Annotated in this window: 19 protein-coding genes; 5 read left to right on the top strand and 14 right to left on the bottom strand. The window is 64.4% G+C overall.

Annotation, left to right across the window (positions count from 1 at the left end; translation table 11 throughout):
• The first annotated feature begins 20 nt into the window (after nt 1-20).
• Nucleotides 21-608 carry a TetR/AcrR family transcriptional regulator gene (locus tag CH302_RS19110; RefSeq protein WP_230596355.1) on the top strand — a complete coding sequence of 196 codons (588 nt, stop codon included), beginning with the start codon at nt 21-23 and terminating at the stop codon, nt 606-608.
• A gap of 98 nt (nt 609-706) precedes the next feature.
• Entirely contained in the window at nt 707-2,326 is a 1,620-nt protein-coding gene (locus CH302_RS19105) for an MFS transporter (RefSeq protein ID WP_052047868.1), read from the top strand.
• On the opposite strand, the gene CH302_RS19100 is transcribed toward CH302_RS19105, so the two are convergent.
• From CH302_RS19100 to CH302_RS19040, 13 genes are all read right to left on the bottom strand, one after another.
• The gene (locus tag CH302_RS19100) at nt 2,319-3,215 is read right to left on the bottom strand and encodes an SDR family oxidoreductase (RefSeq protein WP_037193221.1); all 897 of its coding nucleotides are present in this window, start codon (nt 3,213-3,215) and stop codon (nt 2,319-2,321) included. The two genes, CH302_RS19105 and CH302_RS19100, sit on opposite strands and share 8 nt — an antisense overlap.
• Before the next feature lie 154 nt (nt 3,216-3,369).
• Nucleotides 3,370-3,732: an STAS domain-containing protein gene (locus CH302_RS19095; protein WP_037193220.1), complete on the bottom strand. Its 363-nt coding sequence runs from the start codon at nt 3,730-3,732 to the stop codon at nt 3,370-3,372.
• A gap of 207 nt (nt 3,733-3,939) precedes the next feature.
• Complete coding sequence (locus tag CH302_RS19090; RefSeq protein ID WP_037193219.1) at nt 3,940-4,869, bottom strand: aldo/keto reductase; 930 nt, start codon at nt 4,867-4,869, stop codon at nt 3,940-3,942.
• Between the two features lie 5 nt (nt 4,870-4,874).
• Nucleotides 4,875-5,447 (bottom strand): giguanylate cyclase, encoded by a 573-nt coding sequence (locus CH302_RS19085; protein WP_230596354.1) that lies wholly within the window; start codon nt 5,445-5,447, stop codon nt 4,875-4,877.
• 120 nt (nt 5,448-5,567) lie between these two features.
• On the bottom strand, nt 5,568-6,653 hold the full coding sequence (locus tag CH302_RS19080; RefSeq protein WP_037193215.1) for a glycosyltransferase family 4 protein: 1,086 nt from the start codon (nt 6,651-6,653) through the stop codon (nt 5,568-5,570).
• A 54-nt stretch (nt 6,654-6,707) separates the two neighbouring features.
• Nucleotides 6,708-7,967, bottom strand: a complete 1,260-nt coding sequence (locus tag CH302_RS19075) for a hypothetical protein (RefSeq protein WP_052047867.1) — start codon at nt 7,965-7,967, stop codon at nt 6,708-6,710.
• Nucleotides 7,954-9,063 carry a glycosyltransferase gene (locus CH302_RS19070; RefSeq protein ID WP_037193214.1) on the bottom strand — a complete coding sequence of 370 codons (1,110 nt, stop codon included), beginning with the start codon at nt 9,061-9,063 and terminating at the stop codon, nt 7,954-7,956. Before CH302_RS19070 ends, CH302_RS19075 begins: the two co-directional genes overlap by 14 nt.
• Nucleotides 9,053-10,285, bottom strand: coding sequence for a hypothetical protein (locus CH302_RS19065; RefSeq protein WP_052047914.1), 1,233 nt, complete (start codon nt 10,283-10,285; stop codon nt 9,053-9,055). The genes CH302_RS19070 and CH302_RS19065 overlap by 11 nt, the downstream gene beginning before the upstream one ends.
• A 273-nt stretch (nt 10,286-10,558) precedes the next feature.
• Nucleotides 10,559-12,085 carry a flippase gene (locus tag CH302_RS19060; protein ID WP_037193213.1) on the bottom strand — a complete coding sequence of 509 codons (1,527 nt, stop codon included), beginning with the start codon at nt 12,083-12,085 and terminating at the stop codon, nt 10,559-10,561.
• Complete coding sequence (locus CH302_RS19055) at nt 12,085-13,137, bottom strand: glycosyltransferase family 4 protein (RefSeq protein WP_037193211.1); 1,053 nt, start codon at nt 13,135-13,137, stop codon at nt 12,085-12,087. Before CH302_RS19055 ends, CH302_RS19060 begins: the two co-directional genes overlap by 1 nt.
• The gene (locus CH302_RS19050) at nt 13,047-14,420 is read right to left on the bottom strand and encodes an O-antigen ligase family protein (RefSeq protein ID WP_037193210.1); all 1,374 of its coding nucleotides are present in this window, start codon (nt 14,418-14,420) and stop codon (nt 13,047-13,049) included. The genes CH302_RS19055 and CH302_RS19050 overlap by 91 nt, the downstream gene beginning before the upstream one ends.
• A 40-nt stretch (nt 14,421-14,460) precedes the next feature.
• The gene (locus CH302_RS19045; protein WP_230596353.1) at nt 14,461-15,900 is read right to left on the bottom strand and encodes a sugar transferase; all 1,440 of its coding nucleotides are present in this window, start codon (nt 15,898-15,900) and stop codon (nt 14,461-14,463) included.
• Nucleotides 15,901-16,097: 197 nt separating this feature from the next.
• A complete protein-coding gene (locus CH302_RS19040) occupies nt 16,098-16,805 on the bottom strand; it encodes a GAF domain-containing protein (RefSeq protein ID WP_037193209.1) in 708 nt (235 codons plus the stop codon).
• Between the two features lie 169 nt (nt 16,806-16,974).
• On the opposite strand from CH302_RS19040, the gene CH302_RS19035 reads away from it, so the two are divergent.
• Both CH302_RS19035 and CH302_RS19030 read left to right on the top strand, forming a co-directional pair.
• A complete protein-coding gene (locus CH302_RS19035; RefSeq protein WP_037193208.1) occupies nt 16,975-18,093 on the top strand; it encodes an endo-1,4-beta-xylanase in 1,119 nt (372 codons plus the stop codon).
• Nucleotides 18,094-18,136: 43 nt separating this feature from the next.
• Nucleotides 18,137-19,063, top strand: a complete 927-nt coding sequence (locus CH302_RS19030; RefSeq protein WP_037193635.1) for an alpha/beta hydrolase — start codon at nt 18,137-18,139, stop codon at nt 19,061-19,063.
• Here the strand turns inward: CH302_RS19030 and CH302_RS19025 are convergent.
• Nucleotides 19,057-23,208, bottom strand: a complete 4,152-nt coding sequence (locus tag CH302_RS19025; RefSeq protein ID WP_037193633.1) for a bifunctional nitrate reductase/sulfite reductase flavoprotein subunit alpha — start codon at nt 23,206-23,208, stop codon at nt 19,057-19,059. The genes CH302_RS19030 and CH302_RS19025 overlap by 7 nt on opposite strands.
• A 259-nt stretch (nt 23,209-23,467) precedes the next feature.
• Here CH302_RS19025 and CH302_RS19020 point away from each other — a divergent pair, with 259 nt between their 5' ends.
• Nucleotides 23,468-24,661 (top strand): L,D-transpeptidase, encoded by a 1,194-nt coding sequence (locus tag CH302_RS19020; RefSeq protein WP_037193631.1) that lies wholly within the window; start codon nt 23,468-23,470, stop codon nt 24,659-24,661.
• Nucleotides 24,662-24,672 lie beyond the last annotated feature (11 nt).

Below are 24,672 nucleotides of genomic sequence, written 5' to 3'. Positions count from 1 at the left end.
TGTCCTCGGGAGGGGTTCGGATGGCGAATCGAAGCAATGCTCGGGACGACATGTTGCGCAGCGCCGCGCACCTGTTTCGTCGACGCGGCGTGGACGCCACCTCGCTGGCAGACGTCATCGATCATGCGGGCGCGCCGCGCGGGTCGATCTATCACCATTTTCCCCGCGGCAAACCTCAGTTGGTGGAAGAGGCGACCCGTACTGCGGGTGCCGCGATGAGCGCGATGATTTCGGCCGGCCTGGCTTCCGCCGGTCCGTCTGCGACCGTGCGGGCCATTCTGGAGGGATTCCGCAGCGAACTGCTGGCCACGGATTTCGTTGCGGGCTGTCCTGTCGCGCCGGCCGCGCTCGAGGGACTGCATGCGCCGCAGGCAGTGGCCGCGGCAGGTGAGTCCTTCTCGTCCTGGGAGGACGTGATAGCGGCGTCTCTGTGGCAGCGCGGATTGACTCGCGAGCGGTCTTACGCGTTGGCGACATTCGCGATCGCCGCCATCGAAGGTGCGCTGATCATGGCCAAGGCGCAGCGCTCCACCACGGCGTTGGATCGGACCGAGGGGGAGTTGTCGGCCCTGCTCGAGGCGGTGCTGGAGGCGTCGGCCGGCCGCTGATGCCGGCCAGGATGGGGCGGCAGGTGTTGCTATAACTTCCAGTTACAGCTAACTTCCCTTCAGAAACTATGCCAACCGTCATAGTGGAAGGGATTCCGATGTCGTCACCCACCACCTCCCGTCACCTGGCGGATGTGCCCCAATTCCGTCGGCGATACCTCGCGCTGATCGTGATCTGCGCAGCCGAGCTGCTCGTCGTGCTGGACAACACCGTCGTCAACGTCGCGCTGCCCTCGATGGGACTGCAGCTGCGTGCCGAGATGAGCGGATTGCAGTGGGTGGTCGACGCCTACACGCTGACGTTCGCTGGATTGCTGTTGGCGTTCGGTCACCTCGGCGATCGCTACGGTCGTAAGAAGATCATGGTCGTCGGACTGGCGGGTATTGCGGTGATGTCGGTCGGCGGCGCCGTCGCAGCCGATCTGGGCCAGGTGATCGCGGCCCGAGCGGCTATGGGAGTGTGTGCGGCCGCGGTGTTTCCGGCGACCCTTGCACTGATCATCAACATCTTCACCGACGCCAAGGAGCGAGCGCTGGCCATCGCGGCCTGGACGGCCATGGCCGGGTTCGCCATCGCCATCGGCCCGACGGCTGGTGGATTCCTGCTCGAGCACTTCTCGTGGCATTCGGTGTTCTGGATCAATGTTCTTGTGGCACTGCTTGTTCTGGTGGCTGCGCTGGCCTGCGTGCCGGAGTCCAAAGCAGAGCATGTCGGCAAGTACGACCCCCTGGGCATCGCGCTGTCGTTGGCGGGCATCACCGTGCTGGTCTGGGCGATCATCGAAGCGCCACACAACGGTTGGTTGTCTGCAACGAGCGTCGGAGCCTACCTGGCAGGATCGGCTGCCATCGTCGCTTTCGTCTGGTGGGAACTGCGAACACCGTCCCCGGTGCTGGATTTGAACCTGTTTCGGAACCGGCGATTCTCACTGCCCGCGTTGGCAATTGCCGTGGCGTACTTCAGTATGTTCGGCTTCCTGTTCATGATCACCCAGTATTTCCAGGGGGTGATGGAGTTGACCCCACTGGAGTTCGGCATTCACTCGCTGCCCTTCGCTGTATCCATCGCAATCGGTGCGCCGCTGGCGACGATCGTTGCGCAACGCATCGGAACCACTGCCGTGATCGTCTTCGGGCTGATGGTGATGAGCACCGGAATGTTCATCGCAGGGCAGGTGGAAGTCGAAACGCCCTATCTGGGGCCGGTTCTCGTCTCGATGATTCTGATGGGCCTCGGCTTGGCGATCGTGCAGGGCCCTGCCACCGAGTCGATCATGTCCTCGGTGACGCTCGACGAAGCAGGTGCGGGCTCCGCGGTGAACGACACCACGCGAGAGGTCGGCGGAACGCTCGGGGTAGCCGTGCTCGGGTCGATCGTCGCATCGATCTACACCGCACAGGTGAGTCCGAAGATCGATGCGATACCCGACGCGATCATGGAGCCGTATCAGAAGGCATTCGCGCGCGAGACGGTCGTCAGCGTGATCGAGATCGTGAAAGCGCCGACCAACCCGATCTTCGCGACACAGAAGGCCGACCTGATCCACGCGATGAAAGCGGCCTCACTGGAGGGCTTTCAGCTCGCGTCGTTCGTAACCGTCGGTGCCGCTGTGGCATGTGCGCTCGCCGTCGCGTTGTTCCTGCCGTGGCGACGACCCGAGGGAAACGGTGTGCTGCTTGCGTGGCGCGACACCGCAGAGGGCGACGAGATCAGTTGAACGGCGTGCCGCCGGTGACCGCGATGGTCTCGCCGGTGATGTAGCTCGATTCGTTCGATGCCAGGAAGACATATGCCGGTGCCAATTCTGCGGGTTGGCCCGGTCGTCCCAGCGGGACGGTCTCGCCGAACTTCTCGTACTTCTCCGCCGGCATCGTCGCGGGGATGAGCGGTGTCCATATCGGTCCGGGCGCAACAGCATTGACGCGAATTCCGCGCCCTGCCAGATCGCCGGCAAGGCCCTTGGTGAAGGCCACGATTCCCGCCTTGGTCGTGGCGTAATCCATCAGTTCCGGAGAAGGATTCGACGCCTGAATCGAGGTGGTGTTGATGATCGTCGAGCCTGCGTCCATGATCTCGGCAGCGCGTTTCGAAATCCAGAACAAGGCGTACAGGTTGGTCTTGAGCACCCGATCGAACTGCTCGGTGGTGATGTCGGCGATGCCGCCCATCTGTGCCATCTGAAACGCGGCGTTGTTGACGACGATGTCGAGTCCGTCGAGTACCTCGGACGCGGTGTCGACCAATCGCACGCACTGCGACTCGTCGGTGAGATCGCAGGCGATGGCTCTGCCAGCGCGGCCTGCTCCCTCTATGAGGTCGACGGTGGTCTGCGCGTCAGGACCTTCGGATTCGAGGTGTGCGATGACGACGTCGGCGCCCTCGCGTGCAAAGGCAAGTGCAACAGCGCGGCCGATGCCCGAGTCGCCACCGGTGATCAGAGCTTTGCGGCCGTGCAATCGACCAGATCCACGGTAGGAATTCTCACCGTGATCGGGAGAGGTGACCATGTCGCGGGTCAGTCCTGGGTGCTCGAGGCGTCCTTGCTCGGCCCGATCGGGCGTCGGAAACGCGGTGGTCGGGTCGGATTTGCTGAACTGGTCGGACATTGTCGATCCTTGCCTCGGTGTGCGTGAAATGCTCCACGCGGCAAGTCGAACGAGCCGCTTCGATTCAGTGGAGACGACTCACGGCGCACGTGCCGTCCGGAGTCGCTGTCCTCCTGGGGTTTGCCGAATCGGGCGTACCGCAAACCTCCACCGATCATGCAGCGCGCGGATCCGCCCCGATGGTCACCGCGCCCAGTGCGTCGAGAACGATGCGCGCGGGCCGCGTCGGAGCGTAGATCTCGAGCCGGCCCACACTGTGCGTGGCAGCGTCGACGATCACGCATGCGGACCCCGAGTACATGAAGGTGACCGCCGACAAGTCCAGCAGCACAACCGTTTCGCCGTGCAAGGCGTCGTCGAGCGCCTGTGTCAGATCGGTACGAGCCCGCAGATCGAGATCGCCCGTCGCGCGGACGACAGTCAGGCGAGGGGAGTAGAACTCGCTGCGGATGGAGTAACGAGCATTGCCGCGTTCGACGGGTGCGAGGCGAGAATCGAAGTGGTCGGTGACAGTCACGGTGCGAACCTCTCAGTTCGGATGGCCTAACGACCGACGTGCACGGGGTGGAACCCGAGGGCTACAGGTTCCGGTGCATGCCGTGCGGCAATCCTGACAGCGCAACGTCACCGAACCGAGGCCTGACCATCACGGACCGATAGCTAGTCGGTAACGAAAAGGTAACGGCAGATGTGACGTCGCTGAGCGTCGTTCAGGGCAGGTCGTTCAGGGCAATGTGTGGCCTGCCGCCCGGAACAGGCGGTACCACTCCTGCCTGGTCAGGCGTAGGTCCGAACCGCCGGCGGCTTCGACGACTCGATCGGGATTCGTGGTTCCGAGCACGACCTGAATATCGGCCGGGTGCCTGGTGATCCAGGCCGTTGCCACCGCCGACGGGGTCGAGCCGTGTACGTGGGCGATCTCGTCCAGTGCCACGTTCAGATCGGGATAGTTCTCGCGGTCGCCCACGAACACACCGGAGGATGTCCCGCTCTGGAACGGTGACCACGCCTGCAGGGTAATGCCGCGCGTTCGCGCGTAGTCCAGCAAACCGTTGTCGCGGTCGATCGACTGATCCTCGGTGCCCATGTTGGCGGTCAGGCCCGCCGCGATCAACGGCGAGTGCACGATGCTCAGCTGTACTTGATCGAACAGAATAGGTTGATTCACAGCAGTTTTCAGCAACTCTATCTGGCCGGGTGTGTGATTGGAGACGCCGAAGCCGAGGACCTTGCCCGACGCGTGCAGGTGGTCGAATGCTGCTGCAACCTCTTCCGGCTCGACGAGGGTGTCCGGTCGGTGCAGTAGAAGGGTGTCCAGGTGGTCGACGCCGAGGGCCGCGAGTGACGCCTCGACCGTGGTGACGATGTGATCCTCGGAGAAGTCGAACCAACCCTCGCGAATGCCGACCTTGCTCTGAATGCTGACGTGCTCGCGCTGCGACGAAGTCAGGGTGACCGCATCTCCGAACCGCTTCTCGCACGTGTGCGGGGCACCGCCGTAGATATCGGCATGGTCGAACACCGTGACGCCCACGTCGAGGGCGGTGTCCACCAGTCTCCTGATCTGGTTGTCGTCCAGATCGGTGATGCGCATGAACCCCAGCACGATGCTCGAGACTGCTGTTCCGGTGTGAGGGAGGGCGAAGGTTCGCATGTCGGTTACTCGAACTCCAGACGCATGGATTGGGTGGTTGCCTGCAGTAGCAGGGCGAAGCCGGTGAAGGAGACGACGATCGGAGCCCACAGAACCACCGCCACGAACGTGTCCACACCTCGTTCGACGACGATATAGACCGCGACGACGGTGGTGCCGAGCAGGCAGAGAGCGACGTGCGTGGCCAACCGCCACTTGTCGAAGAAGAAGCCGGCAAGCATGCCGATCGGGATGAGGAATGCGCATTTTCCGAGCGTGACCTCGGGCGCGAAATCTGCCGTGATGGTGGCCCCGAAAATTGCGACGTTCGCGATGACGACGAAGGCGAACGCCTGCCCGAGCGTCGGCCACGGACCGAACCACCAGAACGCGCCCATGATGTATGCGGCGATCATGCACGTCCACTGCACTATCGACGGGATCGTCGTCGTGGCTCCGTAGCCGAATGCGAGCTCGAAGGTCACGACGACGGCCATGGCCAAGGCAGCAGCGGAGACGATGCGTTTGACCGCGGTGGTCAACGCGAGGCTGGTCATCACGCCGATACACCATTGATAATGCTCGTTGGATCTCGTCATGGCGCGAGTCACATCAGCCCCCATCGTTCCAATCGGGTCCCGATTGAAACACAGCCGCCTGCGCCGGGGTTCGACTTCGTTCATTTTCCCGCGCGGGTCCTCGCGCGATGGGCATGACTGTCAGCTGATGAGGCGGTGCAGTAAGGCGGGAAGTGTCTCGGCGATGTCGTGGCGGCTGGCAACTCGGTCCCTCGCGGCGTCCCCGAGAGTCCGCCGCCGATCCGAATCGGCCACCACCGTCGAAATGGCGGCCGCGAGGGCTGTGGCGTTGCCGGGCTCGACCAGTATCCCGGCACCGTCGACGAGGAATTCGTGGGTACCGCCGTGATCTGTTCCGATCACCGGCAGCCCGTGCGACATCGCTTCGAGTACCGACAAGGGGCCGGCCTCCGGAGACGTACTGGCCGAAATCACGACGTCCCACCTGCGGAGAGCGGACTCGGCGTCGGTGTGCCCGAGAAACTCGACCCTGCCGCCGAGGTCCGGTTCGGCCGCACGTGCGTGGAGCTCCGATACGTAGTCCCGATCGCCGGGGAAGCTGCCTCCTGCCAGCTCGACTCGGATGTCGGGAAGAGTGGCCACGGCATCGAGGAGAACTCGGTGACCCTTCCACGGTGTCAGCAGAGCCAACATACCGACGACCGGCGGGGTGTGAAGTTCGCCGCCGAAGCGAGGCACCGGCCACGGCACTCCGTTGTGGGATACCACCACGGGAAGGCCGGCCGCGCGGAGCGGAACTGCCGTTGCTTCCGACACCGACACCGCGACACGGACGGCGGGCCGCGCGAATCGAACCACCACCCGCTGCTTGAGCGAGTTCATGGTGTCGTGAACGAGCCACGACGCACCGCGGGTGGGCCTGCACAGTCGTACGACGGGGAGCGCGAACAGCGAGTTGACGACGGTTGCGGTTCCGGGGGCACGCGCGACGGTGCGCACTGCGCGCGCTGCTCCGATCCATCTGCCGACCAGGCGTACGGCGGCGGCGACGCGTGCGGCCCCGTGCTCACCTCCGAGGCCCAGCTCGTCGATCCGGATGTGTCGGGTTGCGCTCGGGAGGCGATGCGCCAGTGGTCCCGCGGGGCAGGCGATCACAGTTCTGTGGCCGCGGCGCTCGGCCTCGTCGATCAAGTTCAGCAGTACCTTCTCGGCACCGGAGACCTGTCCCGTGTGGGCGAGGAAGAGCACGGTCGACTCGTCGGTCATGTGTGGGCCCGTCTGTGTGGCAAGGGTGGTTCGAGAAGTCGAACTCGTGACTCGTCATGCATGGTGCAGCAGAGCGACGGGGTCTTCACACATCCTCTGTAGCGCCGAATCGATGACCGTGACGTCGATCATCTTGCTGCAGAACGATGCCGTGTACGTTCGCCCACCGGCAATCTCGGCGATGAGCATGGTGCAGCCGTCCGGGCCGTCCGGTTCGAGCGACGCGGCCATCTGCGGCGGTCTGCCGTCGTCGAACCAGTCGAGATGATCGAACACCCGTACTCGCCCGAGGTCGCTGACGGCCAGCCTCAGTGTTTCGGGAACCTCGACGACCGAATCGGTCTGCGAGCGAGCAGCAGGCCGAACTCGCGACGCAGCATCGCGCAGCAGTGACATCGCCAATACTGCTATCGGCCAACCCGATTCGATCACCTCGCGCATTGTCGCAGTGATACCGACGGGTGACGTGCCCGACGGGAGGTGAAGTGGAATGCCGACGGCAAAGTTCCCGTGCGAATTCTGTTGCGCCGAATCGAGATAACGTCGACTGTTGAACAAGACCATGATGTGCTCGGCGACGTCGACGCCCTCGGCCCGCAGAGCCGCGCTCCACAGTGCGATCGAGATCGACGCGGCGGTCGCTCCTGGCATGTGCTCGGCCGTCCAGTGTTTGAGTTCGTCCACACGGGCTCGGCTCATGTACGCGGCTCGGCTGACCTTCGCGGCTTCCCAGTTCTCGATTCTGCGACGGGGAGCGGACTCGCCGTCGGCCTCGGTTCGGTGGCGACCGCGTAGCTTCCAGAAGTCCGCCAAGGTCTTCGGATTCCGAGAATAGTGACGCCACAACGCTTTCCATGTTGCGCTCGCCGGTAGTCCCACCGCGAGCCCGGGGACCAGTGACCCGTCGGCATCGTCGCAGAATGCCGCCAACATCATCACGCCGATCTGGCCGTCCCCGATTCCGTGCGAGTAGTCGATCGCGAGATGGTCGTCGAACACGACCACGTCGAGAGGGCTGCGTTCTCCGTGTCGAGATCGAATGTCGGTGAGCATCTTGCCCAGGTCGTCCGTGGGATCGGTGCTCGCGGAGACGTTGTCACCTGCGATGCCGGTGCGGTAGCGCCACAGACGAGCGTCCGACCGCGGTTCCAGGGCGAGGTGTGCCTCGGTACCGACCTGTTCGGCGGCCGTGAGCGTTCGTCTCGTACGTCCGACGTCGAGACCACGAACAGGGCCGACCGCGGTGACAATTCGGGTATCGGCGAAGACACGATCCAGCGCAGTTGCGCGGTATCGACGCTCAGCGGACGGCATCGACGACCTCCTGCATCCGACTGCGGAAGTTTGCCCGTGAAAAGCCCTCCGCCCACGCGCGAATGCCGGCGCGGTCGTAGTCTGCGGGGTCGAAGGAGCGCATGGCCTCGGCGAATCCGGCGATCACTTCGTCGTCGGAGCCCGGAGCCACGTGCACCCCGGTCTTTCCGGGTACCACCGAGTCCATGGCACCGCCGTCGCCCAGGGCGATGACGGGTGTTCCGGTCGCCATGGACTCGACGGGGACGATGCCGAAGTCTTCGACTCCCGGCATCAGAAGGGCGCGCGTCGTCCGATGCAGTTCGAGAAGCTTCTCGTGTGAAACTCGTCCCAGGAAGGTCGTTTTCGGTCCGGCCAGTTTCCGGCAGGCGTCCATCGCACGGCCGTCTCCCGCCACCACGAGGGGAACGTCGGCCTCCGCGGCCGCGCGCACCGCGATGTCCGGACGCTTGTAGGGGACCAGGCGACCCGCGAGCAGGAAGAAGTTCTCTCGCTCGACGGACGGATCCGGCGTGAATCCCTCGGTGTCGACGGGAGGGTGGACCACCACCGCGTCGTCACGGCCCCACCAGTCCTCGATGCGACGTGCAACTGCAGTCGAATTGGCCACCACGGTGGTCAGTTTCGGTGCGGCAGCGATCTCGCATCGGCGGGCAACGGCCGACAGTGCCGTCAGGATCGCTGCTCCGGCTCTACCGCCGCCTTCGCCTGCGCGTAGTTCGGGGTCCCAGGCCCACCGTGCCGGGCTGTGCACGTAGGCGATCACCGGGGAGTCGGTGGCGAACACGGCCTGGGTTGCGAAGGCGTGGTGGCTGACCACGACTGCATCGAAACCTTCGAGCGGCATGCGCCGAAATGCCAGCGGCATCATCGGAAGGACGGGCGCGTAGGACCGCTGCCCCAACGCGTTGTACAGCCGGTTCAGGCTCGACGTGTGCACCTCGCGGCCGATCCCCGACGGGACCCCGGCCGGCCTGGAGATCGGCGCGAACACCTCGGCCGCAGGCCAGTGCAATGCGAGCTGTTCTATGACGTGCTCGGATCCGGCGATCTCGGTGAATCTTTCGTGTACGACGGCAATTCTGTCAGCTGGCATGGCTTCGGCCTTCCGGCGCGATCGTCTGCGCGGTCTGTTCCACTCGTCGGGTCGAGTTCTTGCTCTGCAGGACCAGGTGCACGGGTATGTCGAAGTCGTCGAGCCGCCGCAGCGCGGCGGTTGCTGCCTTCTTGTCCCGTCCACGGCTGGACACCAGCACCACGACGGTCTCGACTTCGCCCACTTCCGTGTGCTGCCACCACTGCTCCGACAACCCGAATTCTGCGGTGCCTCGGCGATGTTCGGTTGTCCGATGCCGATCGTGAGTCGACTCCGACACGGCACCCTCGCCGACCAACAGGACGATCACGCTGTCGCCCCTGGGAGCTGCGTGTCGAGCACCCCTCGAGGCGGGTCGATCGCCGCGTTCGAGTGCTGCCATCCGCGCAGCTACGGCCGGCGGCACCGCGTCACCCGCCGTCGGGTCGAAGTGCGCTCCGTACTTGCGGGAGACCCGACGTGCCCAGGAACGAGAGGGCCTGCGTCCGAGGCGTCCTCGCAGCAACACGATCAGTTCGGCCGCGACGATGAGGGCTGCGAGAGCGGCTACGAGTGCCTCCGAGACCGGTTTCGGTGACACCGGTGTGGTGCTCTGCTCGGGGTTCGACAGCACGACCAGTCGATCTCCTCCCGCAGCGGCCTCGACTTCGCTCAGGCGGGTGCGCAGTTCGGCCAGTTCGGACACGGCCGCGGCCCGGCTCGGGTCGTCGGCGGGGAGAGCGTCCACTCGAGCCTGTTGCGCATCGATCGAGGACTGCGCTTCCTCCGCGCGCTCGCGAGAGTCGCGGATCGCGTTGGCAGTGCTGGTACTTGCCATGGTCGACACCATCGTGCGAGCCAGATCTGCGGCGAGCTCGGGAGATCGGGTCGTCACCGTGACGGTCAGCAGTGCAGGCGAGGTGCCGGGGGAGAGTTCGACGCTCGACGCCAGCTCGGCAGCGTTCAGTCCGGAGTCGACCTGCGTGAGGACCTCATCGAGCACACTGCGGTCGGTCGCCAACTCGACGAACGGTGCGCGCATCTGCTCGATGAACGCGTCACCGGGAACGAGGCTTTGGGCCGGTTCGATCTCGGCCACGACCGACGCGGCGTACTGCTTGTCGGTGAGTTCGCTTCTGAGGTAGAACACGCCTGCACCGACCAGCGCAGCAATGATCACGGCGGGCAGCAGTGCCCGGCCGAGTTCACGCATGTGTCCCGCCAGATCGATAGGTGGGGGCACGTCGCCCCGGTGTACGGCATCGTGGACGGACATCAACCGCGTACCCTTCCGTCGTCGATGCGAGCGGACGTACCGCTTCGGAGATTCGTGGAGCCGACAGGCTCGATGATAGCCGGGCCCGAGTGCAGTCCGCGTAACCGTGCCGCTCGTGAATGAAACTGCACATCAACAACATTCGAAGAACAAGCACGATGGTCAGCTACATCCGCGAAACCCGACTTCGACTCCGCGGGGCACGGCCCGAATCGGGCGATGTGTCCGTTGTGTCGGTGGTCATTCGGAGTGCGCACGGTGTCGTCCCTTCTCGGCCGGCCCCGGCAGTGGAGACTCGACGAGTCCGATGGCGACGAACGCGTAGAGCACGCTCGCGACCAGCAGCGCTGCCGCGACCGAGATGAGCAGCCACAGGCCGGGATGGTGCTGCACCAGGAACCAGCCGCCGACCGTAGTGGCCGCGGTCACCACGACTGTCACCGAAATGGACTGCACTGGAAGCAGTCTGGATACGGGCATGCTTCGCGCGATCACGATCCACAAGAGAACGAGGGTGGTGCCGATCGTCACGACGGTCGAGATCGCAGCTCCGTCGTACGACATCCGCGGGATCAGGAACAGGTTCAACCCGATGTTCAGGGCCAGACCGACCAATGCCACCACGGGGTAGTGCCGCTGCATTCCGGCCGACGCGAGCAGGAAAATTCCCAGCATCACCAACGACATCAGCGCCGCACCGATGACGAGCAGACGGGCTGCGTGAGCTCCGTCGACGAACCGTTCGCCGTACAGCAGGCCGATCAGCGGCTCGGCCGACGGCACGAACGCCGCGACAGCCATAGCGCCGAAGAGCGCGAACAGCAGTGCGGCCGAACGTGAGCGTGCTCGAAATGCTGTGGTGTCGTGGGGCCACGACGCGACGAGCAGGGTGCTGATCGGTGCAACCGCCGCCAGGACGAAGGTGTCGATCATGTCCGAGAACTTGTAGCCGATGGAATACAGTCCCACGGCCTCGAACGTGTCGAGCAGGCTGAGCATCAACATGTCGATCTTGAGCATGGCGATGGTGAGAGCGAAGCCGATCGCGAGTGGCACGGCCTCCTTCAGGTAGGGCCCCCAGCGACGAATTTCGATGTGCCGCGACGGTCGCAGGCCCATGGAACGGTTACCGATGCCGAAACCCTTGGTCACCAACTTGAACACTTCGTTGGCCACGGCCGGGAGAACGAAGATCAGCAGGGTGGGGGCCAGCACGGCCGCCAGCACGGTCAACGCCAATTGGATTGCTTGCCCGGCGCTTTCGGCAACGGCCACGAGTACCAGACGGTGACGACTCTGGAAGAGCACACTCAATGCGTGACCGGGCGTTGCGAACACGACCACCAGTCCGCCCACCACCGTCGCGAGGACCACTTCGCTCGGATACTGCAGCAGCAGAACGTATGCGACGGCCAGCACGTACCCCACCAACCCGAGAACGGTACGCAGAGCGAGAAACGACGACGCCGTTCGACCGATCTCCTCGGGATCGTCGTCCATCAATTTCGCGAGCACGACGCGTCCGACCCCCAGATCGGTCACGACGGACATCAAGCCGAGCAGCGCGAAGACGAAGCTGAACTGGCCCCACTCGTCCGGTCCGAGGGACCTCGCGACGACGACGCTGCCCACCCACCCCAACGTCGCGATGATCACTCTGCTGATCAGAACGGCAATCGTCGCTTTGGCCGCGGCTTTCGGATCCGCTGCGATGGCGCGGTAGTCCGGGGGCTGCTCGGTGCCGTCGAGCGCGAGCTCCTCGGCCATCAGACCACGCCTGCGGCTCGATACGCGTCGGCGGTGAGTTCCGCCGTTCGACGCCAGCTGATCTCGCGGGTGGCAACGGCTGCCGCGTCGACAAGAGCTGCGCGGGCGTCCCCGTCGAAAGCGATGGGTTTCATCGCATGTACCCAGTCGTCCACGTTCTCCGATTCGACGAGAACGGCACCGTCGCCGACGACGTCGGGGAGGGCGCCGACGGCGCTGGCGACAACCGCGCCGCCCGACGCCATGGCCTCGACGGGCGGGAGTCCGTAGCCCTCGTACCGAGACGCGTATGCGGTGACTGTCGCGGCAGCGTAGAGGGCGGGTAGATCCTCGACATCGACGTAACCGAGTCCCCGGGAATTGCGGGGAGCGTGGGGACCGGTCGAGCCTGCCCCGGCCAGCAGACACGGAATTCCGAGTTTCTCCGCTGCGTCGGCCACCAGCTGAACGTTCTTGCGAGGCTCCACCGTTCCGACCTGCATGACGAAACGGTCCGGTAAGTCGTACTTGGACCGAACGACGTCCACCCGGCTGTCGGTGGGGACGGTGGCCCAGGCTGCGGGTGCCAAGCCGACCACAGTGGCGTGGCGCCCGCTGACCGCCTTGATTCGATCGGCGGTGAACTGCGAGACCGCAATGAGCAGATCTGCGCGGCGCAGTGCGCGCCGTACCAGTCTCTGTTCGCCGAGCGCGCGAAATCGACTCGAGGCCGACGGCATGTCGATGACCGAAAGGTCGTGCACCGTCGCAACTGTGAAGGCCTTGGTGAGGAACGGCAGGTCGACGTCCAGACCGTGCACCACATCGCAACGACCGACAGGAAGGGCCCCGAGCAACGCACGAGCTGCACCGCTGGTGACAGGCCGCTCCATCGCCGTGACCGAGGGAGGGAGCTCACCGACGGCGTCGCGCTGCACCGACGCGGCGAGATCGGCATCGGGTAGGCAGTGCGGTAACTCGTTCAGGAGCTCGCGAATGTAGGTCTGTACTCCGCTTCCGCCCGGCCGGAGGGCGAGCGCCCCGAAAACGATTCGTGTTGCGCTGCTGCGCATCCCACCACTCCTAACAAGAGCCAGAAATAGACATCGATCGGAAAGATCTCGAAATACGTCGAGACGAGACTGGCGAACATGGCGGCAACGATCGAGGCACCGACACCGAGTGCCAGTGCGCCGTCTCTGCCCGGTAGCGCTCGGGACAGGCGAGTGCACCACAGCAGCGACGTCACGAGCAACGCAATCACCGCCCACAGGCCGATCGGTCCGAGTTCGAGCAGTGCCTTCACGTAGTAGTTGTCGGGCTGGTAGTTGGTGGAGAGCCCCGATTGCGTGAATGCGACACCCTCGGCGGTGGAAATGCGGTCTGCCGCAGAACCACTCGACCCCAGCCCCGTCCCGAACGGATGGATCAGGATGCTGGCGATGATGTTGGCCCAGCCGTCGCCGCGTTGACCCAGACTGCTCGACGAGAAGAAGACCGACGTGATCCTGGGGACGAAGGGAACCGTGACCGCCACGGCCAGCGCTACCAGAGCGAGCGGCGCGGCGAGGTAGCGGAAGCGCACAGCGATCAGGTAGATGGCTCCGACCGCGAGCCCCAGAATTGCTCCTCGCACGATCGAACTGGACATGGCGACGACCATCATCGGAGTCGCGCACAGGAACAACATGTTTCGCCGACGATGTGGATCGGCCAGCGCGACCGCACCACCGACGAGCAACGCCAACATCACGTACAGCCCGAACGGGAACGGCAGGTTGAACGTGCTGAACGTGCGGAGCAGTCCACCCGATGTTCGGACCTGGGTGCCGTATTCGTACCCCAACGACACCAATGCGGCGGGTCCGGCCAGGAGTTGTGCGATGCCCACCGCCGAGGTGAACACACCCATACCCATGAGAACGGAGACGAGGTGGTCGCGGTCCGTGGCGTCGAACGGTGCAAGCCACATGACGACCACCAGCAGGATGTAGAAGAAGGTCACCTTGATGCCGAACACGCCGACGATTCCGAACGTGGCGAACGCAGACACGCTGCCGAACACGACGAAGACGACGGCCGCGGGCCACCACGGCATGAACACCCGAGGCGTCGAGCCACGAACGTGTCGGGGTCGACGCAACCACGCGCACAGAACCGTGAAGACGACCAGGCCTTCCTTCCAGCCGGACACCACCCCGGGGAGGGGAACGAGAAACAGAAGGCCGTGCAGTGGAACCAATCCCGCCAACAGCAACACACCGCGTTGCGGCCGACGGTAGATGGCCGAGGCGACCGCGCAGCCCAGCGCGAGCAGCACCGCTGCGCCGAAAGCGAGCGCAACGTACGTGATCACGCGGTGACCCGAACGTGGCCGTGTTCGGCGTGGACCACGATCAGTCCTCGGCGCGCTTCAGAACGGCGAGAACCGTGAGAAACAGAATCTTGACATCGAGCCACACGGACCAGTTCTCGATGTAGAAATTGTCCCATTCGGCGCGGTCCGCGATGGATGTCTGGCCCCTCAGGCCGTGCACCTGAGCCCACCCGGTCACTCCGGCCTTGACGCGGTGCCGCTCTCCGTACCGACGGATCTGCATCTCGAAGAGATCGACGTACTCGGGGCGCTCCGGTCGCGGGCCGACCAGGCTCATGTCGCCGCGAAGTACGTTGAGCAACTGCGGAAGTTCGTCCAGCGAGGTCTGACGCATGATCTTGCCGATTCGCGTTCGTCTGTCGACTCCCTCGACACCGCCGGGCGCGTCCCCGGCCTTCCGCTCGAACTCGGCGTCGGACGCACGTGGAGGGCGCATGGAGCGAAACTTCAAGCAGTCGAACGGCAGTCCGTCGCGGCCGATTCGCTCCTGTTTGAAGAAGATCGGGCCGGGCGAACTCAGGCGCACGAGCAGTACGAGAGTCAGAAAGACAGGGGAGAGCAACAGAACACCGACTGCGGACAGGATCCGATCGAGAGCCCCCTTGACGGCGAACTGCCAGCCCTTGGGGTCGACGTGTGGAAGGACCATCAGGGGCAGTCCGCCGATGTGCTCGATGCGGGTGTGCAAACCGACGGTGTCGTACAGCCGCGGAACCACCCACACCCGCATACCGAGCCGGTGCGCAACCCTGATCGCAGCCACCAATTCTCTGTCCTGACTCGGTGCGAAGGCAACGATCAGTTCCTCGGCCCCGGTGCTGCGGGCGACTGCCTCGAAGTCGGTCGTGATGCCGAGGTGAACCAGGCTCGTCGGATCGTTGTCACTCGGGTCGAGCGTGGCTGCCGGTGCGTCGCCGACGTACCCGACGGGCGCGAGTCCGTACTCGGGGAACTGGCGCATTCGCGCGGCGAGTTGATGGGCGATGGGATCGTTGCCGACGACGATGGTCGGCGCGGCACATCCGTACTTGGAACGCATGACGCGCTGAAGCACGACCCGAGCGAGACGGGCGAGCGCTATCGTGACGGCGCTCAACAGCCACAGCCTCAGCACAATGGCGCTGGGCCGATAGACGGTGTCGGACAGGAACATCGTGACGAGCAGAGCCAGTGACGCGAAGGCGACGGCCGTTTCTGCCGGCCCGATCTCGTCGAGAAAGTTGCGGCGGAGGCTTCGTCGGTACATGGACTTGCCGGCCAGGATGCCGATCAGCAACGGTACGAACAGCCAGGGGAGCAGCCCTGAGTCGGTGAGATTTCCGGCGTGCCACAGCAACGCGCCGACCACGGCCACGATGGCAGCGAGCGAATCCAGAGCAACAGTGACCCCGGTGTGCCATGGATCGACTCGGAGTCGGTCGGCGATAGCTCGCGGTACGGCAGACGAATCGGTTGTCACCGGCCGAGGCCGAATTCGCGCTGGTTCCAATATTTGGGGCACAACCACTTCCGGGGGGCTCGGATCGATTCGGATTCGGTAAAGATATCCCAATCAATTCATACCGACACGGGCGCGTGCTAACGATCGAGTCACGCAAAAAAGACCAAGAGTTTGTTGAGAGTCCCGATTACGGAACGAATATTGATTCGCGTCGTTTATCCGAGTATCCGCTCGCGAATGATCCAGGCAAGGTCCTGAAGAATCTGAATGTGACCGGTCGTCCATTGCCGTGGTCGCTGATCCCACACGCACACAGTGCCCACCGAATGACCGTCGTCGTCGGTGAGTGGGACGCTGAGGTACGAGACCAACATGTTCGCCTGTACCGAAGGATGGTCCTTGAGTACGTCGTGCAATCGAACGTCCTCGACCACCAACGGCCGACCGGTGTCGATCACGTATCGGCAGATCGAACCCTTGAGGGGAACCTCCTGCGCGCCATCGAGTTCCGAGGGAAGCCCGACGGCACTCTTGAAGTACTGACGCCTGTCGTCGAGGAGCGAGAATGCAGCAGAAGGGGCACTGAGCGCGTCGGCCACCATGGCGACGACCCGGTCGTATCCGGCATCGGAGCCGGTGTCCATCAGCCCTGTTCGAGCCACTGCAGCAAGCCGATCCGGGTCGTCGATCGGAGTGCCGAACTCTCTGGTCGGCTCGGCCGGACCGGCACCGTTCTCGGTACTGTCCTCCAATGCTCTGAGAAGCGCACCGACCTCGGAATCAGGATCCTCGGACAGTTCTCGCACGATTCGATCGACAACAGCTCGCCGAATGTATGCCTCGGGAGACTGGCCTGATCTGTCCGCCTGTCGGGCGAGCACATCGCTCAGGCGGTCGTCGAAACCGGGAAATCCTGTCGTCATTGTCCAGATGGTAGTACAGGCCGAGTTGTCACACCGACGCTCGAGTCGGCGCATTCCACTATTCGTATTTCCGGGGATGTTCCGCAGCCGAGGAGTGAGACAAAGTGAGCAACAATAAAGTTTTGCCGGTACCCGTTTTCTGAATCACGGCAGTTGCTAACATCTGCCGATGAAACGGAGTTCACCGCGGCGAGCGATTGCGGCACTGACGGTCGTGTTGTTGTCGCTCTCGGCCGGGACGGTGCCCGCTGCTGCATCGGTCCTGCGGCAGCAGCAGACGCCGGGCGGTAGTCCTTCGTGTGCTCGGCAATCGGACGCGGTGCGGATCGGAATATCACCCGGAGCGACGATAGGTGCTCTGTCCGCAGCGGATCTCGATCGGGAACTCACACTCGCCCGTGACGCGGGGACGTTCGCGGTTCGTCTCGACATCGACTGGTCTGCAATCGAGCCGACCCGGGGCAAGTTCGATTGGAGCCGAACGGATCGGGTGATCGATGCCGTTGTGGCCCACGGGATGTGCGTGCACGGCATTGTCGCGTACACCCCGAGGTGGGCACGCGTGGCTGCTGCCGTCAACGATTCGCACTCCCGTCCTGCGAACCCCGCCACCTTCGCGGCGTTCGCCAAGACCGTGGTTCAGCGATACCAGAGCCGAATCAACATCTGGGAAGTGTGGAACGAGCCGAACATCGTGACGTTCTTCAAGCCCGCTCCCGACGTAACGGCGTACTCGGCGCTGCTGCGCGCGACCTACACGGTGATCAAGCAAGAGCAACCCGATTCCACCGTGCTTGCAGGCGGGATGGCACCGTCCGAGGACAAGGACGGCAACATCGCGGGTACGACGTTCCTGTCGAAGATGTACGCGCAAGGATCCAACAAGTATTTCGACGCCTTCAACGTTCACCCGTACACGTGGCCGTATCTACCCAACGATCCGGACACGGCGTCGTGGAACACCGCCATGAAGATGTGGCCGATGCGAGACACCATGGTCGCCGGTGGCGACAGTGCGAAGCAGATCTGGATCACCGAGTTCGGAGCTCCCACCGGGACGGCCCCCAACAGTGTCAGCGAGCAGACGCAATCGGACAGCATAGGAATCGTCCTCGATGCCGTCCTCGGCAACGACTGGCTCGGACCGGCCTACGTCTACAGCCTGCGCGACGCCGGTTCCAACACCGCCGACACCGAACAGAACTTCGGTCTGGTGCACAGAGACTGGACGCCCAAGATCGCCTACGGACGCGTCGACGCCTACGCAGCGGAGCATTCCGGTCGGTAGTCGACCTGTTCCACCGGCGACCGCAATGGGCTACTGTCTGCGCATGAATTCGCAGCCGGGGGGCTCGATCCCAGATCGCATCGATGTCACGTTCGATTCTCACGGAGACGTCTGCGCGGCGTGGCTATATCTTCCGACCGGCACCGGCACCGGCCCCGCTCCGGTGATGGTCATGGCGCATGGCCTCGGCGGAACTCGGGAAATGCGGCTCGACGCCTACGCGGAGCGTTTCCGCGCCGCGGGGTACGCCTGCCTGGTGTTCGACTATCGCTACTTCGGGGCCAGCGGAGGCGAGCCACGGCAGCTGCTCGACATCGAATCACAGCTGCAGGACTGGGCATCGGCCATCGACCACGCGCGTTCCCGTTCGGATGTGGACACCTCGCGAATCGTGTTGTGGGGCTCGTCGTTCGGTGGTGGTCACGTCATCGCCGCCGCCGCCCGAGACCGGAAGGTCGCGGCAGTGATCTCGCAGTGCCCGTTCACCGACGGGATTGCCTCCGGACTCGCGTCGAACACCTGGACGTCGACGAAGCTGTCCGGCCGGGCTCTCGGCGATCTGGCGGGATCGGTGATCGGGCGACCGCCGTTGATGGTGAACACGGCCGGACGACCGGGGACGACCGCACTGATGACCTCGCCCGACAGCTACGACGGGTACCTCGCACTCGCGCCGGACGCCGACGAAACGTTCCACAACCGAGTCGCAGCCAGAGTCGCGCTGCAGATCGTGCGGCACCGGCCCGGGCGTCGGGCAAAGGACGTTCGCTGTCCCATCCTGTTCGTCGTCTGCGAGACGGATTCGGTTGCGCCGGCGAAGGCCACTCTGCGCTACGCGCGGACGGCACCGCACGGAGAGATCAAGACATACGACGCCGGCCATTTCGAGATCTACCTGGGCGAGGCGTTCGAGCGGGTCGTGGGGGACCAGATCGAGTTCCTCACCCGCACGGTTCCGCCGACTCAGTAGACGTCGCGAACGTATCGCTTCTCTGCGGCAAGGGCTTTGACATAGGCCTCGGCACTGCTCGGCGCGAGCTTGCCGTGTTGTGCCACCACGCCCTTCAGAGCTGCGTCGACGTCCTTGGCCATTCTGGACGCATCGCCGCACACGTAGAAGTGCGCACCGCGGTGAATCCAGTTCCACAGCTCTGCCCCGTGCTCACGCATTCGATCCTGGACGTAGACCTTGTCCTTCTGATCGCGCGAGAATGCGACGTCCAACCGGTTCAACGAACCGTCGCCGAGCATCGCCGTCAGTTCGTCGCGATAGTAGAAGTCCGTGTCGGCGTGCTGTTCACCGAAGAACAGCCAATTGTGGCCGGTGTGCCCGAGTGCGCGACGCTCGTGCAGGAATGCGCGGAACGGGGCGACGCCGGTACCCGGGCCCACCATGATCATCGGGGTGGTGGGATCGTCCGGCGGTTTGAAGTGCGAGGTCTTCTGCACGAATATCCCCACATCGTGGTTCGACGCATGGTCGGCCAGGTAGGTCGAGCACACCCCGCGCCGGGGAACTCCGTGCACGTTGTACCGCACCGCCGAGACAGTCACCTGTACTTCGTTGGGGTTCTCCTTCGGACTCGACGAGATCGAGTACAGCCGTGGTTGCAAGGGTTTGAGAACTCCCAACCAGTCGTCCACCGAGGCCCGAACCGGATGTGCAGCAAGCACATCGATCGACTGGCGACCCCACATCCAGTCGGACAGCGCATGCTTGTTGTCGGGATGCAGCATCGCCTCCAGGTCGTCGTCCGCAGTTCGTCGGTGGACGAACTTCAGTAGATCCGGTGTTGCACGAGCGATTTCGAGATTGCTGCTCAGCGCTGTGCGCAGCGACATCGGGCCATATCCAGCGAGGTCGACAGCGGTGTCACGGTCAAGGCCGGTGGCCTCGAGCCACTCGTCGACGTAGGCGTCGCTGTTGCGCGGCCATACTCCGAGCGCGTCGCCGACCTCGTACTCGAGGGTCCCGTCGGGCAGATGGAATCCGAACTGGCGTACGTCCTTGACGGATCCGCGTTCGGTCAGTACTCGATTGCGTACGAGAGTCGTCACCAGCGGTGACTTCTTGCTGTACCGCTCCGGTTCCGCTCGGGTCTGCGGGACGGTGCGCGCGGCCGACTCCACCCGTGCGTCGTCGGTGGTGGTGGTGGTGGTGGTGGAATCGGCATCGTGCCGGAGCCGATCGACCACCGCATCGAGCCACGCCGCGGCCTCGCTCTCGTAGTCGGGCTCGCAGTCGACCCGCTCGAGCAGCCGTTGTGCACCCAGCTCGGCGAGGCGCTCATCGATCCTGCGGCCGTGGCCGCAGAAGTCCGCGTAGCTCGAGTCACCGAAAGCGAGTACGGCATAACGGATTTCCGGAAGCGTCGCAGCGGACTCGGCGACGAGGCTGTCCCAGAACGTCTCACCGTTGTCGGGCGCTTCGCCGTCACCGGTGGTACTGCTGACGATCAGCACGTCTGCCTCGGCGGGCAGACGATCGACGGTGAAACCGTCCATCGAGTGTTCGGCGATCGTCAGACCGGCTCCACGTAGGTGGGAAAGGCAGGACTGGGCGTACTCCTCGGCGGTGCCGGTCTGCGAGGCCCAGAGCAGCAGCACCGGGCGTCGCCCCGCATCGGCGGTATCGGCCGAGACGCCGGGAGCAGCGCCGTCGGTGTCCGGTCTACGCGAGAACAGTCCGGCGAGAATACCGTCGAGCCATGCGTGGGTTTCGGGGGACAGGGGAGTCCGCGACGGCAGGGTGGGCGTTCCGGCTGCGCTGCGACCGGCCTCACTGCCCAGACCTTCGAGAAATCCTGCGATGTAACGCTGTTCGACGGTGGTCAGCGGTTCCGACGGACGTGCTGGGCGGCCGACGATCGAGGCGAGCGCCTCGACCGGATCGTGGGAACGGTCGTCGCCGACGGGTGAGGGCGATTGGGCTGCAGCAACTCTGGTGAGTGTGACTGCACACGCCTTGAATTCGGGTTGTCGAGAATACGGATCGATGGCGTCGTTGGTGACGGCATTGATGGCGAGATACTCACCGAATTCGTCGTTCCAGTGGAAGGGCGCGAAGCAACCGCCCGGGAGCACTCGATCGGTGACGACGGCTGGGAGGACGGCTCGGCCTCGGCGGGACGCGACCTCGATGCTGTCGCCGTCGATCACACCGAGCCGCTCGGCGTCGAGTGGGTGCACCTCGACGAACGGGCCGGAATCGAGTTTGTTCAGCTTGGCGACCTTGCCGGTCTTGGTCATGGTGTGCCACTGGTGTGGCAGGCGTCCGGTGTTGAGTAGAAACGGGTAATCGTCGTCGGGTATCTCCGCCGGCAGCATGCTGGGCCGGGCGAAGAACTGGGCCCGACCGCTCGGGGTGGGGAAGGACAGTGCGGGGATCGAACCGTCATCGGACACCCGTTGCCGTTGGCTGACCCCGTCGTTGAGGTAGCGGATCGGGTGCCGAGTGGTTGTCGCGTCGGGCGGACACGGCCACTGGATGGGACTCTCGCGCAACCGGTCGTAGGTGACACCGCGAATGTCGTAGCCGGTGTTCGGGTTCCAGAACTGCTTGATCTCCTCGAACACCTCCTCGGCACTCGCATAGGTGAAGGCATCGGCATACCCGAGCGCGCACGCCATGTCGGCGATGATCTTCCAGTCCGGCAATGCACCGCCCGGTGCCTCGACCGCCGGTTGGAACAGCGTGAGGTTGCGTTCGGAATTGACCATCACTCCGTGCGCTTCCGTCCACAACGCGGCGGGCAGCATCACATCGGCGTAGTCGTTGGTTTCGGTATCGGCGAACGCATCCTGAGTGATGACCAATTCGGCGCGCTCGAGACCGTCGATCACCGTCGTTCGGTTGGCCACCGAGGCAACCGGATTGGTGCAGATGATCCAGCAGGCCTTGATCTCACCGGCAGCGAGCTTGGAGAACATCTCGATGGTTCCGCCGCCGACATCGGTCCGCAACGTTCCGTGCGGAATTCCCCATCGGTCCTCGACGAATTCGCGGTCGGCGTCATCGAACACCGCTCGCTGTCCCGGCAGCCCGGGGCCCATGTATCCCATTTCCCGTCCGCCCATGGCGTTCGGTTGCCCGGTCAGGGAGAACGGGCCGCTGCCGGTCTTGCAGATGGCACCCGTCGCCAGATGGAGGTTGCACAGCGCGTTGGTGTTCCAGGTTCCGTGCGTCGACTGGTTCAGGCCCATCGTCCAGCAGCTCATCCAGTTCTGTGCACCGCCGATCATCGCGGCCGCGGCTCGCAGGTCTTGCTCATCGAGACCGGTTGCGGCGCAGACCTTCTCCGGGGTGTAGCCGTCGAGGAAGTCCGGCATGGCGTCCCACCCGTCGGTGAACTCCGCGATGAACTCGGGGTCGATGTCGCCGTTCTCCACGATGAGCGCGAGCAGTCCGTTGAGCAGCGCCAGGTCCGAACCCGGCTCGAGTTGCAGATGCAGGTGGGCCTTGTCGGCGGTGGCGGTGCGACGGGGGTCGACGACGATCAGCTTCGCCCCTGCCTTGACGCGGTCCATCATCCGCAGGAACAGAATGGGGTGACAGTCGGCCATGTTGGAGCCGATGACGAAGAAGACGTCTGCGTGGTCGAAGTCCTGGTACGACCCGGGCGGACCGTCGGCTCCCAGCGACTGCTTGTACCCGGTTCCTGCGCTCGCCATGCAGAGTCGGGAATTGGATTCGATCTGGTTGGTGCCGATGAATCCCTTGGCGAGTTTGTTCGACAGGTACTGGGCTTCGATCGACATCTGCCCCGACACGTACAGCGCGAGCGCATCGGGGCCGTGTTCGTCGATGATGGTTCGCAGCCGCCGGGCGGTGTCGTTGATCGCCACCGACGTGTCCGTGCTCTCCGGGCGCTCGCCGCGGCGCTGCCTGATCTGGGCCTTCTCGAGCCGTCCGGGCCCGGCGAGCATGTCCGCGGTGGTGGTTCCCTTGGTGCACAGCCGGCCGAAGTTGGCCGGGTGGGACTTGTCGCCGACGGACTTGGTGACGACAGGCCTGGTCGGGGTGGCATCGGAGGATGTGGTCGGGCCGCCGATCTCGAGCACCATGCCGCATCCCACGCCGCAGTACGCGCAGAGTGTCTTCACCGTGGTGACCATGGATTCCACAGTGCCCGGCCCAGGGTGCGCCGTCATTACACGTCAGTTAGCCGGATATGACGTTGTCCTCACCGTGCCCCGCCAGGGGCGGTGATGTCCGCTCGGGAGCTGATGAGAGGCGGATGGGAGGTAACACGAACTTCCCGGTACGCGATTGGTACTCGAACGTTACTCATCGAACGGGCTGTCGAGTGGAGTGTCCGATTTTCCGCTGGCACAATCGTCCGGGTCGGGCTCGAAGTGGGAAGTGGTGTGGTTCATGAGGGTGTATCGCGGATTCGTACTCGCCGCGGTGGGAGTGGTTGCTTCGGTGGCAGTCCTGTCGGGATGTAGTTCTGCGTCGGACATCTCCGAGCCGTCGGTTCCGATCGACTCCAACCCGATGACCGAGCTGATGAAGCCGAAGCTGACGTCGAGCGTCCTCGACGGAGCCGTCGGATTCTCGCCGGCGGACCCGGTGACCGTCTCGGTTGCCGACGGCAAGTTGTCCTCGGTGACGATGCTCAACCCGGAGGGCAAGCCCGTCTCCGGAGCCATTTCGCCCGACGGATTGTCGTGGACCAACACCGAACCGCTCGGCTACGACCGCGAATACCGCGTCCAGGCCGATGCGTACGGACTCGGGGGAGCGTCGAGCACGGTATCGAGCTTCACCACCAGCCAACCCGGCAACTTCACCAAGCCCTACGTTCTGCCGAACCCCGGCGACGTCGTCGGAATCGGTCAGCCGGTCGCGGTTCAGTTCGACGAACCGATCACCGACAAGGTCGCCGCGCAGAACGCCATCACGGTCACCACGACGCCTGCCGTCGAGGGCGCGTTCTACTGGGTCAACAACAAGGAAGTTCGCTGGCGTCCGCAGAACTACTGGGCACCGGGCACCAAGGTCGACGTGGCGGTCGACGTGTACGGGCGCGATCTCGGGGACGACATCTTCGGCCAGGAGAACGCCACGACATCGTTCACGATCGGTGACGCCGTCATCGCCACCGCCGACGACAACACCAAGCAGGTGACGTTCAACGTCAACGGCCAGGACGTCATCACCATGCCGACGTCGATGGGCAAGGACAGCACTCCCACCGACAACGGCGTCTACATCATCGGCGACCGCTTCGAGCATCTCGTGATGGATTCGTCGACCTACGGTGTGCCGGTGAATTCGTCCAGCGGATACCGCACTCCGGTCGACTGGGCCACGCGGATGTCCTACAGCGGCATCTTCTTCCACTCCGCACCGTGGTCGGTGGGACAGCAGGGCTATTCCAATGCCTCGCACGGGTGCCTGAACCTGAGTCCCACCAACGCGAAGTGGGTCTACGACAACACCAAGCGCGGCGACATCGTCGTCGTGAAGAACACCGTCGGTGGAACGCTGTCGGGTACCGACGGCCTCGGTGACTGGAACGTCCCGTGGGACGAGTGGAAAGCCGGGAACGCCACCACGGTCTGATCGGACCCGAT

This window comes from Rhodococcus sp. 15-2388-1-1a, from assembly GCF_002259145.1.
GTDB lineage: Bacteria > Actinomycetota > Actinomycetes > Mycobacteriales > Mycobacteriaceae > Rhodococcoides.
Note: the sequence above shows the minus strand (reverse complement) of the source record. Positions and strands in the feature narration are given on the sequence as shown.

Coding starts and splice junctions, on each gene's coding strand:
- CH302_RS19100 (WP_037193221.1), bottom strand. CDS start 3,215: ATGTCCGACCAGTTCAGCAAATCCGACCCGACCACCGCGTTTCCGACG.
- CH302_RS19020 (WP_037193631.1), top strand. CDS start 23,468: ATGAGGGTGTATCGCGGATTCGTACTCGCCGCGGTGGGAGTGGTTGCT.
- CH302_RS19060 (WP_037193213.1), bottom strand. CDS start 12,085: ATGGCCGAGGAGCTCGCGCTCGACGGCACCGAGCAGCCCCCGGACTAC.
- CH302_RS19090 (WP_037193219.1), bottom strand. CDS start 4,869: ATGCGAACCTTCGCCCTCCCTCACACCGGAACAGCAGTCTCGAGCATC.
- CH302_RS19080 (WP_037193215.1), bottom strand. CDS start 6,653: ATGACCGACGAGTCGACCGTGCTCTTCCTCGCCCACACGGGACAGGTC.
- CH302_RS19110 (WP_230596355.1), top strand. CDS start 21: ATGGCGAATCGAAGCAATGCTCGGGACGACATGTTGCGCAGCGCCGCG.
- CH302_RS19025 (WP_037193633.1), bottom strand. CDS start 23,208: ATGGTCACCACGGTGAAGACACTCTGCGCGTACTGCGGCGTGGGATGC.
- CH302_RS19070 (WP_037193214.1), bottom strand. CDS start 9,063: ATGCCAGCTGACAGAATTGCCGTCGTACACGAAAGATTCACCGAGATC.
- CH302_RS19085 (WP_230596354.1), bottom strand. CDS start 5,447: ATGACGAGATCCAACGAGCATTATCAATGGTGTATCGGCGTGATGACC.
- CH302_RS19030 (WP_037193635.1), top strand. CDS start 18,137: ATGAATTCGCAGCCGGGGGGCTCGATCCCAGATCGCATCGATGTCACG.
- CH302_RS19105 (WP_052047868.1), top strand. CDS start 707: ATGTCGTCACCCACCACCTCCCGTCACCTGGCGGATGTGCCCCAATTC.
- CH302_RS19055 (WP_037193211.1), bottom strand. CDS start 13,137: ATGCGCAGCAGCGCAACACGAATCGTTTTCGGGGCGCTCGCCCTCCGG.
- CH302_RS19035 (WP_037193208.1), top strand. CDS start 16,975: ATGAAACGGAGTTCACCGCGGCGAGCGATTGCGGCACTGACGGTCGTG.
- CH302_RS19075 (WP_052047867.1), bottom strand. CDS start 7,967: ATGCCGTCCGCTGAGCGTCGATACCGCGCAACTGCGCTGGATCGTGTC.
- CH302_RS19040 (WP_037193209.1), bottom strand. CDS start 16,805: ATGACGACAGGATTTCCCGGTTTCGACGACCGCCTGAGCGATGTGCTC.